Below are 13371 nucleotides of genomic sequence, written 5' to 3'. Positions count from 1 at the left end.
GCCCCTTGGGTTTTCAGGGCTGCTGCGCAGCCCAACGCGGGACAAGCCCGCTCGCCACGGCTCTCTATCATTTTCCACAGGATAGGGTCCAACCAGCAATGTTGCGGTTGAGCACGGCCTGCGTGGGAGCTGGCGCTAGCCTGCGATGAGGCCAGCACTCCCAGCCCCGTTTTTACGCCCTGAACTGCCCCAGGCTCGCCCGCAACTGCGCAGCCAGGTCATCCAGCACCTTGCTGCTGGCAGTGGTCTGCATCACCACTTCAGCCGAACGCTCAGCCTGGGCATGGATATTCTCCACCCGGCCCCGCACCGCCTGCGCGCCATGCGCCTGCTGCTCGGCCGCGCGGGTGGCCAGGCCAATGGCCGCATGCACCTGCTCCACCGCGGCCTGCACCGACTGCTGCCGGCGCTCGTTGTCACGCAGCACCAGCAACCCTTCGCTGGCCTGGCGCCCGGCCTGGCCGATGGTCGCCACCGCCTCCTTGGCCCCTTGTTGCAGCGCGGTGATGTGCGACTGGATATCGCCGGTGGAGCTTTGTGTCTTGCTGGCTAGCGCGCGCACTTCGTCGGCCACCACCGCAAACCCTCGCCCAGTCTCGCCGGCACGGGCCGCTTCGATGGCCGCGTTGAGCGCCAACAGGTTGGTCTGCTCGGCAATACCGTGGATCACCGTCAGCACCACTTCGATCTGCTCGCTCTGCTTGGCCAAGCGCTCGATCACCTGCGAGCCCGATTGCACCTCGCCGGCCAGGTTTTCGATCAGCCGCGCCAATTGCGTCGACGCCACGCTGTTTTCATCGGTGGCCTGGCGGATATCCACAACCTGCTGCAACGCCGCCTGCATGGCATGGCTTTCAGCCTGGGCCTCATCGGCCATGCTCGACAGATCACGCAGGCTGGCCGCCACTTCGTCACGCTGCAGGGCTGCGGCGGCATCGGCACCGGCGTTGCGCTGGGCCATGCTGCCGATCTCGACGCCGGTGCGCTGGGCCACTTCACCGGCCTCGCGCACGATGGGCTGCAGCTTGTCGACGAAGCGGTTCACGGCCGAAGCCATGTCGCCGATCTCGTCACGGCTGTCCAGCGTCACCCGCTTGGTCAGGTCACCCTCGCCCGCCGCCAGGTCATTGAGCGCAGTAATCAGCAGCCGCAGCTTGCTCAGCACGCGCCGGCCCAGCACCACGGCCACCACCAGCAGCACGCCAAGGCCCACCAGCACCAGGCCCAGCCCGATGCGCCAGCGCAGCTCGCCAGCGGCATCGCGGACGGTTTGCGCGGTGTTGGCCTGCATCGCCGTGGCGCTGTTCTGCGCCGTCTCCAGGCGTGCACGCAGAGCCTTGCCGCTGTCGGCGGCAGCCGCCACCAGGCTGTCGCCAACCAGTTGCTCGCCGCTGGCGATCAGCGCAGTGAAGCGCTGGTCAAGCGCCTTGAGCTGCTGGTCGACGCTTGCCGTAGACACGCCCATCAGCACCTTGCCGATTTCGACGCCATTGGGGCTGATCGGTGCTTCGACGAAGTACACCGACGGGTCGTTGCGCGCCGCGTCGATGACTTTGTCCAGCGCACGCTCGCCCTGCCCTTTGGCCATCAACGCTTCGTTTATCGGGTTTTGCCGGTTGAGGTAGCGGGTCAGGTGCTGGCCCTCGGCGTCGTTGTAGATCACGAACAACACATTGGGGTTGCGCTGGGCGCGGCGGGCGAAGTCCGAAAGCATGGGCACGTCGTTGTCCCAGATCGCCCGAGGCGCCACCGAGGCAAGCAGCTCGGCCATGTCGTTGGCCGACTCCTTGAGGGTTTGTTCAAGGGTGGCGCGCAATTGCAGCTGTTCGTCATGCAGCCGCTCGGAAAGGCCTGCGCTCAAGCGCTGGCGAGTACTTGCCGAGAGGCTGTCGAGGCCGGCGCGAACATCCTTGCCGGCCTGCTCAAGCTCCGTGGCCAATTGCCGGGTATCGTTACCCAAACGCTGATCAAGATCCGCTTCAAGCGCCGTGACCGTGCTCCGAGTCAGGGCGACTGCAACCAGCACTTGCACCAAAAGAGCGATACCAAGCGCAACAAACACAGGCCGCAACAGGCGGCTTCGTAACAATGAAAGGATGGCAGACACGTGTAATCCCTCGTGTTTCTGGAGCCATTACTTTGATGGCATCCGCAGACTATTCTTACAGCAAGGGTTGTGCCTGAAACAGCAGGTATATCGGCCAATAGCTGGAATGCGACCAGGGTAGGAGCGGCCTTGCGTCGCGAAGGGTCGCAAAGCGACCACGGTATGTTATGCCTGAACGAAGAATTCCGGGGGCGCTTCGCACCCCTTTCGCGGCACAAGGCCGCTCCTACACAGAACATGCTGCATTGAAAACGAAAAACGCCGCGCCCCTTGCGGGACGCGGCGTTGGATCAACGCAGAACGCGGATCAGGCGAACGGGTGACGCAGCACGATGGTCTCGTTGCGGTCCGGGCCGGTGGAGATGATGTCGATCGGCGCGCCAACCAGCTCCTCGATGCGCTTGATGTAATCGCGCGCAGCCTGTGGCAGCTCTTCCAGGGTCTTGGCGCCCAGGGTCGACTCGCTCCAGCCCGGCATCTCTTCGTACACCGGCTCAAGGCCAATGTAGCTGTCGGCGTCGGACGGTGCGTCGATGACAGCGCCGTTCTCGTTCTTGTAGCCAACACAGATGTTGATGGTTTCCAGGCCGTCCAGCACGTCCAGCTTGGTCAGGCAGATGCCCGAGATGCTGTTGACGTCGATGGCGCGACGCAGGATCACGGCATCGAACCAGCCGCAACGACGGGCACGGCCAGTGGTCGAACCGAACTCGTGGCCGCGCTTGGCAAGCGTGGCGCCGGTGTCATCGAACAGCTCGGTCGGGAACGGGCCGGAACCGACACGGGTGGTGTAGGCCTTGGTGATGCCGAGGATGTAGTCCAGGTACATCGGGCCAACGCCGGAACCGGTGGAGATGCCGCCAGCCGTGGTGTTGGAGCTGGTGACGTACGGGTAGGTCCCGTGGTCGATGTCCAGCAGCGAGCCTTGGGCACCTTCGAACATGATGTCCTTGCCGGCGCGGCGCAGGTTGTGCAGCTCGGCGGTGACATCGAGCATCATCGGCTTGAGCTGCTCGGCGTACGCCATGCACTCGTCCAGGGTCTGCTGGAAGTCGATGGCCGGCTCTTTGTAGTAATTGACCAGCTGGAAGTTGTGGTAGTCCAGCAGCTCACCGAGCTTGGCCGCGAAACGCTCGCGGTGGAACAGGTCGCCGATGCGCAGGCCGCGACGCGCGACTTTGTCTTCGTAGGCTGGGCCGATGCCGCGGCCAGTGGTGCCGATCTTGGCTTCGCCACGGGCTTTTTCACGGGCCTGGTCGAGGGCCACGTGATACGACAGGATCAGCGGAGCAGCCGGGCTGATGCGCAGGCGCTCACGTACCGGTACGCCTTTTTCTTCGAGTTTGGTGATTTCACGCATCAAGGCATCGGGCGCAACGACGACGCCGTTGCCGATCAGGCACTGCACGCCTTCGCGCAGGATGCCGGACGGGATCAGGTGCAGCACGGTCTTCTCACCGTTGATCACCAGAGTGTGGCCAGCGTTGTGACCGCCTTGGTAACGCACTACGGCGGCAGCATGTTCGGTCAGCAGATCGACGATCTTGCCTTTGCCTTCATCACCCCACTGGGTGCCAAGGACGACGACATTCTTACCCATAAAACTTGTCCTCATTCGCGCAAACTTGGTTGCCGGCCCATTGCCGGCGAAGAATCAATGGGTCAGCGGCAGTACCTGCCAGCGCCCTTCTTGCTGAATCAATTGACGATCACAATCCGCCTCGAAGGCAGCACTCAGCGGCTGGCCAGGCAGAGCCTGGACCACACGCTGGCCCTCGTTGCGCAACTGGCAGACCTGCTGCCAGAGGGCCGTATCGCTGCTATCGGGCATCCAGATGCCACCGGCCGGCAACACGACCTCTGCTCGCCCCAGTGTGACCAGGGTCTTCAAATCTGTTGAGAAACCAGTCGCCGGGCGCGCCCGGCCAAAGTCAGCGCCGATGTCGTCGTAGCGACCGCCCTGGGCAATCGACGAACCGACCCCAGGCACGAACACCGCGAATACCACGCCGGTGTGGTAGTTGTAGCCGCGCAGCTCGCCGAGGTCGAAGTACAGCGGCAGCTGCGGGTAGCGCGCCGCCAGGCGATCGGCAATGGCCAGCAGGTCGTCCAGTGCAGCCAGCACGCTGGCCGGGGCACGGCCCAGGCGCACACGGGCCTCGGCCAGCACTTCACGGCCACCGCACAGCTCGCACAGGGCGCGCAGCATGTTGCCGGTGTCTTTTGGCAGGTCGGCGGTCAGTGCCTGCACTTCATCGACGGCCTTGCGCTGCAGGGCGTCGAACAGCTGCTGCTCGACCGCCCCCGAAAGGCCGGCGGCACGGGCCAGGCCGCGGTAGATACCGACATGGCCAAGGTCCATGTGCACATCTGCCACATCGGTGAGCTGCAGCGTGGTCAGCATCAGGCTGATGACTTCGACATCGCTGCTTGGGCTGGCGTCGCCATACAACTCGGCGCCCAGCTGGATAGGGCTGCGCGAGGTGGACAGGGCACGCGGTTCTGCGTGCAGTACGCTGCCGGCGTAGCACAGGCGGCTCGGGCCTTCATGACGCAGGGTATGGGCATCGATACGCGCTACCTGCGGGGTGAAGTCGGCACGAAAGCCCATCAGGCGGCCGGACTGCGGGTCTACCACCTTGAAGGTGCGCTGATCCAGGTCCTGGCCGGCGCCGGTGAGCAGCGATTCCAGGTACTCGATATGCGGAGTGACGACCAGTTCGTAACCCCAACTCTGGAACAGGTCCAACACCTGACGCCGCGCGATCTCGATACGCGCCGCCTCAGGTGGCAGTACTTCCTCGATGCCATCTGGCAGTAGCCAGCGGTCTACCGTTGCCATTACGCCATTTCCCCTCTGGTCCGGGCGGCCTGCACCATGGCGAGCCGTGAGTAAAGCAGGCACTGGCCACTACAACGGGCAGCACTGATCCCAGCGCAACCACCGTAGCCAATACCCTCGAATAGCCTTGCGCACTGCCAGGATCCGCGATTGGGCGCTGCCCAATTGACCTTGCAGACGCAAAAAAGCCGGGAATTTCCCGGCTGCCGCATCATACACCCCTTTTCATTCAGGATGCACCCCGCCTGGCGTTTTAGCTGCCAGGCGGGGCACCCGTCATGCGAGCAACATCAGGGCTTGCTCTTGTCCAGGTACCGGAAGAACTCGTTCTTCGGGTCCAGGATCAGCACGTCGCTCTTGTTCGAGAAGCTCTCGCGGTAGGCCTGCAGGCTACGGTAGAACGCATAGAAGTCAGCGTCCTGGGTGTAGGCCTTGGCATAGATGGAGGCCGCCTCGGCGTCGCCATCACCACGGGTTTCTTCTGCTTCACGATACGCTTCGGCCAGCAGCACACGGCGCTGACGGTCGGCGTCGGCACGGATACCTTCAGCCAGCTCGTTACCTTTGGCACGGTGCTCGCGGGCTTCACGCTCACGCTCGGTGCTCATACGGTCGAACACGCTGCGGTTGACTTCCTTGGGCAGGTCGATGGCCTTGACCCGCACATCGACAACCTCGATGCCCAGCTCTTTGCTGGCCATGCGGTTGAGCGAAGCCGTGATGTCAGCCATCAGCGCGTCACGCTCACCCGACACGACTTCGTGCAGGGTGCGCTTGCCGAACTGGTCACGCAGGCCGCTTTCCAGACGACGCGACAGACGCTCGTCGGCGATCTGCTTCATGCCGGAAGTAGCGGTGTAGAAACGCTCGGCATCCTTGACCCGCCACTTGGCGTAGGCGTCGACCATCACGGCTTTTTTCTCAAGGGTCAGGAACCGTTGAGTCGGCGCGTCGAGGGTCATCAGGCGGGCGTCGAACTTGCGCACCTGGTTCACATACGGAACCTTCACATGCAGGCCAGGCTGGACATCGGCCTTGACCACGCGACCGAACTGCAGCAGTACCGCGCGTTCGGTTTGCGAAACGATGTAGAAGCAGTTCCAGGCAGCGATACCCAGCACCACGGCGCCAATCAGGGCGAACAGCGATTTATTGCTCATCAGCGGCTCTCCCTCGAACGCAGCGGCGGTTGTTGTTGCAGTTCCTGGGCAGCAGCGCGCGCAGCGGCGTCATTGTTGGCCGACGGCGCGGTGCTCGCGGCCGGGGCTGCAGCGTTGCGGCCGGCTTCAACCATTTTGTCGAGCGGCAGGTAGAGCAGGTTGTTCTGCCCGTCCTTGGTTGCCACCATGACTTTGCTGGAGTTGCTGTAAACCTCCTGCATGGTCTCAAGGTACAGACGCTGACGGGTCACGTCCGGCGCCTTGCGGTACTCGCTGTACAGCTTGCTGAAGCGGTCGGCTTCACCTTTGGCGCGGGCGATGACTTCATCGCGGTAGCCATTGGCGTCCTCGATGATGCGCTGCGCCTGACCACGGGCCTCGGGGACCACGCCGTTGGCGTAGGACTCGGCCTGGTTGCGGGCACGCTGCTCGTCTTCACGGGCACGGATCACGTCATCGAAGGCTTCCTGCACTTCACGCGGGGCTGCCGCGCTCTGTACGTTCACCTGGGTAACGGTGATACCGGTACGGTAGGTGTCGAGGAAACGCTGCAGACGCTCGCGGATATCCACGGCCATTTGCTCACGACCTTCGGTCAGCACCTGGTCCATCGAGGTGGAACCCACCACGTGGCGCAGGGCGCTGTCGGTGGCATGCTGCAAGCTGACTTCCGGCTGGTCGACGTTAAGCACGAAGTCCTGCAGGTTGCTGATGCGGTACTGCACGGTCAGCGGCACTTCGACGATGTTCTCGTCTTCGGTGAGCATCTGGCCCTGCTTGGTGTAGGCACGCTCGCGGGTCACGTTTTCCATGAACTTGCGATCGATCGGCGGGAAATAGATATTCAGGCCGGGACCGACGGTTTCGTGGTACTTGCCGAAGCGCAGCACGACGGCCTGCTCCTGCTCGTCTACCACGTACACGGCGTTGTACAGCCAGATAGCCGCCAGTACCGCCAGGCCGATGCCCAGCAGGCCGTAGCCGCCACCCTTGCCGATGTTGCGGTCGCCGCCGCCACCGCCTCTTTTTTTGCCGCTGCCGAACATGCCATTGAGGCTGTCCTGCAGTTTGCGGAAGGCCTCGTCCAGATCCGGTGGGCCTTTTTTATCGCCACCGCCGCCGCCGCCACCGCGACGACCGCCCCAGGGATCCTGATTGTTCGAGTTGCCACCCGGCTCATTCCAAGCCATAGCGCTCTCCATCTGATAAAGCAAAGACGCGCCCACGGCGCGCCGTCCAATGCTACAGAATGCCTGTCACAGCTGCCCGGCGACCTCGACGAGCATTTATTGCAAAGTGTGTTGCTCGACAAACACTTGCGGCTCCATGCCTTCGCGGCTGACCAGGCGGTTGAGTTCCACCCTGGGCAGTCGCACGCTCAGCAGGCTGCGCCCTTCTTCATCGTGCTCTTCGCTCTGCACCGCCCCCAAGGCAAAGAATTGCGCGCGCAAGCGGGCAAAACGCTGCTCAAGACACAGGGTGGCGACAAACAGATCATTGCCCAGCAGTTCGGCAACCGCCTGCCCCACCAGCTCCAGGCCGCGCCCATCACGGGCCGACACCCAGACCCGCTGCGGCTTGCCGTCGGCATCGCGCTGAATCTGCGGCTCGACGCCTTCAAGCAGGTCGAGTTTGTTATACACCTCAAGGATCGGCAAGCCTTCAGCACCGATCTCGCCCAACACCGCCAGCACCTGTTCGATCTGCTCCATGCGCTCAGGCTCATGGGCGTCGATGACGTGCAGCAGAAGGTCGGAGTTGCTCGATTCTTCGAGCGTAGCCCGAAATGCCTCGACCAGCTTGTGCGGCAGGTGGCGGATGAAGCCCACGGTATCGGCCAGCACGATCGGCCCAAGGTCCGCCAGTTCAAGCCGGCGCAGCGTGGGGTCGAGGGTGGCGAACAGCTGGTCGGCGGCGTACACATCGGAATGCGTCAGCGCGTTGAACAGCGTCGACTTGCCGGCGTTGGTGTAGCCGACCAGCGATACCGAAGGGATGTCGGCGCGCTTGCGCCCACGGCGAGCCTGCTCGCGCTGGCTGCGCACCTTCTCCAGGCGCCCTTTGATCTGGCGCAGACGCACCCGCAACAGGCGGCGGTCGGTTTCGAGCTGGGTTTCACCCGGGCCGCGCAGGCCAATACCCCCTTTTTGCCGCTCAAGGTGGGTCCAGCCGCGTACCAGCCGCGTGCTCATGTGCTCAAGCTGGGCCAGTTCGACCTGCAGCTTGCCTTCGTGAGTACGCGCCCGCTGGGCGAAGATATCGAGGATCAGCCCGGTGCGATCCAGCACGCGACACTCGAAGACGCGCTCGAGGTTGCGTTCCTGGCTGGGCGTGAGGGTGTGATTGAAAATCACAAGGTCGGCTTCAGCGGTTTTGACCAGGTCGCGTAGCTCTTCGACCTTGCCGCTACCGATCAGAAACTTGGCGGAGGGCTGATGCCGCGTCACTGTCAACAGCGAGACGATATCGGCTCCGGCCGACAACGCCAGCTCCTGAAACTCCTGCGGGTCTTCGCGCGCCTCAGGGTTCTGACCTTCCAAGTGAACGAGCAACGCCCGCTCACCACCACCGTGGCGCTCAAAGAACAATGCAGGCTCCTACTTTCAAGCGTTACCTGGCTCGCTGTCGCCGTGCTCGCCATCAGTCGGGCTAGGCAGACGTACAGGACGGGCAGGCACGACAGTGGAAATCGCGTGCTTGTAGACCATCTGGCTGACAGTGTTCTTCAGCAGCACAACGAACTGGTCGAACGATTCGATCTGGCCCTGCAGCTTGATGCCGTTTACCAGATAGATCGAAACCGGGACCTTTTCTTTTCTCAAGGTGTTCAAGTAAGGGTCTTGTAGCGAATGCCCTTTTGACATGTGCCGCACTCCTGTAAGGATCAATAATAAAAAAGTAATGAATTCAGTGATTCACACCGCCCGTCGAAAGACTGGACGGCGATGAGCAGGGACTCAGCTCAATATGGAGACGCTTCCCAGGTATTTCAAGGTGCGGGACAGATTGTCGCAGGCCAGGCTATCGAGCCAATGCACATCGGACCAGCCACGCAGCCAGGTAAACTGCCGCTTGGCCAGCTGACGCGTGGCAATGATACCGCGTTCGCGCATCTCATTCTCATCCAGCGCGCCGTCGAGATACTCCCAGACCTGCCGATACCCCACTGCCCGTATAGACGGCAGCCCCACGTGCAAGTCACTTCTGGCCCGCAACGATCGGACCTCGTCGACAAAGCCCTGTTCCAGCATCTGCGAAAATCGTAGCGCAATTCGCTCATGCAGAACGTGACGATCTGCAGGAGCGATGGCGAGACTGGCCACAGTATAGGGCAAATGCCCGTTCGCGCCTGCGTCTGCGCCGCTACTTTGCGCCAATTGACGCTGGCGGTGCGCGGTCATGCTCAGGCCGCTGACCCGGTACACCTCAAGTGCGCGAATCAGCCGCTGCGGGTCATTCGGATGGATGCGTGCCGCCGACTCGGGGTCGACCTCGGCCAACTGCCGGTGCAGCTCGCCAAGCCCCAGGGCACGGGCCTGGGCCTCAAGCGAGGCACGCACTTCGGGGTCGGCCGGCGGCATGTCGGCCAGGCCTTCGAGCAACGCCTTGTAATACAGCATGGTGCCGCCGACCAGCAGCGGAATCTTGCCGCGCGCGGTGATTTCGGCCATGGCCGCCAGCGCATCGGTGCAGAACTGCTTGGCCGAATAGCTTTCAGCCGGGTCGATGATGTCGACCAGGCGGTGCGGATAGGCGGCGAGAATGTCCTTGGACGGTTTTGCCGTACCGATGTCCATGTCGCGGTAGACCAGCGCCGAGTCGACGCTGATCAGCTCGCACGGCAGCACCTTGGTCAGCTCGATGGCAAGGTCGGTCTTGCCGGCTGCGGTCGGGCCCATGAGGAAAATCGCCGGAGGCAGGCTGCTCATGTCATCGCCCCCGCAGGAACAGCTTGTCGAGATCGTCCAGGCCCATCTGGGTCCAGGTCGGCCGGCCATGGTTGCACTGGCCGCTACGCTCGGTGTTTTCCATGTCGCGCAGCAGCGCGTTCATCTCGGGGATGGCCAGGCGCCGGTTGGCACGCACCGCGCCGTGGCAGGCCATGGTGCCCAGCAGTTCGTTCAGGTGCGCCTGAATGCGGTCGCTGGTGCCGTACTCCATGAGGTCGGCCAGCACATCCATCACCAGGCGGTTGGCCTCGGCCTGCTTGAGCAAGGCCGGGATCTGCCGGATGGCCAGGGTTTCCGGGCCAAGGCGCTGCAGCTCGAAGCCCAGGCGCTGGAACCACTGCGCGTGCTCTTCGGCGCAATCTGCTTCGCGCTGGCTCAGGGCCAACGTTTCGGGTACCAGCAGCGGCTGACCGCTAAGGCCCTCGCTGGCCATGGCCACCTTCAAGCGCTCGTACATGATGCGCTCGTGGGCGGCGTGCATGTCCACCAGCACCAGGCCGACGGCGTTTTCAGCCAGTATGTAGATACCCTTGAGCTGCGCCAGCGCGTAGCCCAGCGGCGGAATGTCGCCCTGGCTGTCCGGCAATGCTGACGCGGGGGCGGCAGTGCCGTTGGCCAGCGGGGCGTAGAACTCGCGATACACCGCCTGGCTTTCACCGCTGTTCAGCGGCTGTGCCGGGCGCGGCGTGTATTGATACTGGTAGCCGGCGCCGGCACCCGAAGAGGGGAACGGCTGACGCGGCTCGCCCTGGGGCTGCTCCAGCACCGGCGAGGCCAGGCGCATCTCGCCCTGGGGCCCGAATTCACCGGCCTGCTGGCCACTGGGGCGGAGCATCTCGGTGGTTGCAGCGGGTGCCGCCAACTGGTCTTCGGGGCGCACATCAGCGAGGGCGCGGTGCAAGGTGCCATACAGAAAGTCGTGCACCGAGCGCCCTTCACGGAAGCGCACTTCATGCTTGGTCGGGTGCACGTTGACGTCGACGCCTGTGGGGTCGAGTTCAAGAAACAGCACGAAGGTCGGGTGCCGGCCATTGAACAGCACGTCGCGATAAGCCTGGCGCACCGCATGGGCGACCAGTTTGTCGCGCACGGCGCGGCCATTGACGAAGAAGTACTGCAGGTCGGCCTGGCTGCGCGAGAAGGTCGGCAACCCAACCCAGCCCCACAGGCGCAAGCCATTGCGCTCGACATCAATGGGCAGCGCCTGCTCCAGGAAGCCGGGGCCGCAGATGGTGCCGACGCGCCGCGCGCGGGCCATCTCGTCACCGGCTTCGTGCAGGCTGAAGATGGTCTTGCCGTTATGGCGCAGGTGAAAGCCCACATCGAATCGCGCCAGCGCCAGGCGCCGGATGACTTCCTGCAGGTGATCGAATTCGGTCTTCTCGGCCTTGAGGAACTTGCGCCGGGCCGGGGTATTGAAGAACAGGTCGCGCACTTCCACCGACGTGCCGACCGGGTGCGCGGCGGGCTGCACGCGCGGGACCATGTCGCGGCCCTCGGTTTCGACCTGCCAGGCCTCGGTGGCGTCGGCAGTGCGCGAGGTCATGGTCAGGCGCGCCACCGAGCTGATCGAGGCCAGCGCCTCCCCGCGAAAACCGAGGCTGAGCACGCCTTCGAGGTCTTCAAGTTCGCGGATCTTGCTGGTGGCATGGCGGGCCAGGGCCAGTGGCAGGTCATCAGCGGAGATACCGCTGCCGTTGTCACGTACCCGCAGCAGCTTCACGCCGCCCTGCTCGACCTCGACCTCGATGCGCCGGGCACCGGAGTCGAGGCTGTTTTCCAGCAGTTCCTTGGCCACCGACGCCGGCCGCTCGACGACTTCGCCGGCGGCAATCTGGTTGGCCAGCCGCGGGCTGAGCAGCTGGATGCGCGAGCCACCACTCATTGTTGCGACGCCAGGGTGGTAGCCGGGATATCCAGGTGCTGGCCGATTTTCAGTTCGTCGGTCTTGAGGTTATTGCTGGCGCGCAGGCTGGCAACGCTCACCTGATAGCGCACGGCAATCATCGCCAGGGTCTCGCCGGAGCGCACGGTATGGTCACGCGGGCCCTGGGCGATCTTGCCGCTGTCGCGCAGCCAGGCAATGTAGGTGCCTGGCGGCGGGTTCTGCTGGAAGAACTGCCGCACGCCGGTGTGGATCGAGCGCGCCAGGGCTTGCTGGTGGCTGGCCGTGGCCAGTTTGGCGGCTTCGTTGGCGTTGGAGATAAACCCGGTTTCGACCAGGATCGACGGGATATCCGGCGACTTCAGCACCATGAACCCGGCCTGTTCGACGCGTTGCTTGTGCAGCGGCGTGACCCGGCCCATGTTGCCCAGCACCTTCTGCCCGACATTGAGGCTGGAACTGAGGGTAGCGGTCATCGACAGGTCGAGCAGCACGCCGGCGAGCATGCGGTCCTTGTCATCGAGGCTGACGTTGCCAGCACCGCCGATCAGGTCGGAACGGTTTTCGGTATCGGCCAGCCAGCGCGCGGTTTCGGAGGTGGCGCCACGGTCTGAAAGCGCGAACACCGAGGCGCCAAAGGCGGCCTTGGACGGCGCAGCATCGGCGTGGATCGACACGAACAGGTCGGCGCCCTTCTTGCGGGCGATCTCGGTGCGCTTGCGCAGCGGGATGAAGTAGTCGCCGGTGCGGGTCAGCTCGGCCCGGAAGCCTTTCTCGGCGTTGATCTGGCGCTGCAGCTCCTTGGCGATCTGCAACACGATGTCTTTTTCGTGCTGGCCACGCGAACCCGAGGCGCCCGGGTCTTCACCGCCGTGGCCGGCGTCGATGGCCACCACGATGTCACGCTTGCCCGAAGGCACTGGCGGCAGCTTGATAGCCGGCTGTGCCGGGGTAACGGGCACCGCCGGGGTAGTGGCCGGGGTTTGTGGCGGCGGCGTAGGCGTCGGGTTGCTGGCAGCGATGGCATCGGCTTCCTGGTCGTACAGGTCGACCACCAGGCGGTTGCCATACTGGGCGTTGGGCGCCAGGGTGAAGCTTTTCGGGGTGACCGACTTTTTCAGGTCGACCACCACGCGCAGGTCGGTGGGGGTGCGCTGGGCAGAACGCACGCTGGTGATCGGCGTGTTCGAGGTGGCAACGTTCAATGGCCCGCCCAAGGTGGCACCATTGATGTCGATGACCAGCCGATCAGGCGCGGACAGGGTGAAGACGCTGTGCTGCACAGGCCCGGACAGGTCGAAGACCAGCCGCGTGTTGTCCGGCGCGCGCCACAGGCGCACGCTCTTGACTTGAGTGACGGCCAGAGCCTCCACGGCCACCGTTGTCAGCAGCAATCCAACGACAGCGACCAGTGCGCGTATGCGCAT

General features: G+C 64.0%; 10 protein-coding genes. All 10 read right to left on the bottom strand.

Going from position 1 to position 13371, the window contains the following annotated elements; translation table 11 throughout:
* Positions 1-172: 172 nt before the first annotated feature.
* The 10 genes from HU720_RS14215 to HU720_RS14170 all read right to left on the bottom strand — a co-directional run bounded on the left by HU720_RS14215 (position 173) and on the right by HU720_RS14170 (position 13371).
* Positions 173-2107: a methyl-accepting chemotaxis protein gene (locus HU720_RS14215; RefSeq protein WP_186520567.1), complete on the bottom strand. Its 1935-nt coding sequence runs from the start codon at positions 2105-2107 to the stop codon at positions 173-175.
* Positions 2108-2414: 307 nt separating this feature from the next.
* Positions 2415-3707 (bottom strand): adenylosuccinate synthase, encoded by a 1293-nt coding sequence (locus HU720_RS14210; protein WP_186520566.1) that lies wholly within the window; start codon positions 3705-3707, stop codon positions 2415-2417.
* 54 nt (positions 3708-3761) lie between these two features.
* The gene (locus HU720_RS14205; protein ID WP_186520565.1) at positions 3762-4949 is read right to left on the bottom strand and encodes an ATP phosphoribosyltransferase regulatory subunit; all 1188 of its coding nucleotides are present in this window, start codon (positions 4947-4949) and stop codon (positions 3762-3764) included.
* Between the two features lie 290 nt (positions 4950-5239).
* Positions 5240-6109, bottom strand: coding sequence for a protease modulator HflC (gene hflC / locus HU720_RS14200; RefSeq protein WP_186520564.1), 870 nt, complete (start codon positions 6107-6109; stop codon positions 5240-5242).
* Positions 6109-7299 (bottom strand): FtsH protease activity modulator HflK, encoded by a 1191-nt coding sequence (hflK, locus tag HU720_RS14195; RefSeq protein WP_186520563.1) that lies wholly within the window; start codon positions 7297-7299, stop codon positions 6109-6111. Before hflK ends, hflC begins: the two co-directional genes overlap by 1 nt.
* A gap of 96 nt (positions 7300-7395) precedes the next feature.
* Complete coding sequence (gene hflX / locus HU720_RS14190) at positions 7396-8697, bottom strand: ribosome rescue GTPase HflX (RefSeq protein WP_186520562.1); 1302 nt, start codon at positions 8695-8697, stop codon at positions 7396-7398.
* Positions 8698-8712: 15 nt separating this feature from the next.
* Positions 8713-8973: an RNA chaperone Hfq gene (gene hfq / locus HU720_RS14185; protein ID WP_023629894.1), complete on the bottom strand. Its 261-nt coding sequence runs from the start codon at positions 8971-8973 to the stop codon at positions 8713-8715.
* A gap of 93 nt (positions 8974-9066) precedes the next feature.
* Positions 9067-10038: a tRNA (adenosine(37)-N6)-dimethylallyltransferase MiaA gene (gene miaA / locus HU720_RS14180; protein WP_186520561.1), complete on the bottom strand. Its 972-nt coding sequence runs from the start codon at positions 10036-10038 to the stop codon at positions 9067-9069.
* A gap of 1 nt (position 10039) precedes the next feature.
* Positions 10040-11944 (bottom strand): DNA mismatch repair endonuclease MutL, encoded by a 1905-nt coding sequence (gene mutL / locus HU720_RS14175; protein ID WP_186520560.1) that lies wholly within the window; start codon positions 11942-11944, stop codon positions 10040-10042.
* The gene (locus HU720_RS14170) at positions 11941-13371 is read right to left on the bottom strand and encodes an N-acetylmuramoyl-L-alanine amidase (protein ID WP_186520559.1); all 1431 of its coding nucleotides are present in this window, start codon (positions 13369-13371) and stop codon (positions 11941-11943) included. Before HU720_RS14170 ends, mutL begins: the two co-directional genes overlap by 4 nt.

Source organism: Pseudomonas sp. SWRI51 (genome assembly GCF_014268825.1).
GTDB lineage: Bacteria > Pseudomonadota > Gammaproteobacteria > Pseudomonadales > Pseudomonadaceae > Aquipseudomonas > Aquipseudomonas farsensis.
This window is presented reverse-complemented; position numbering and strand designations above follow the sequence as displayed.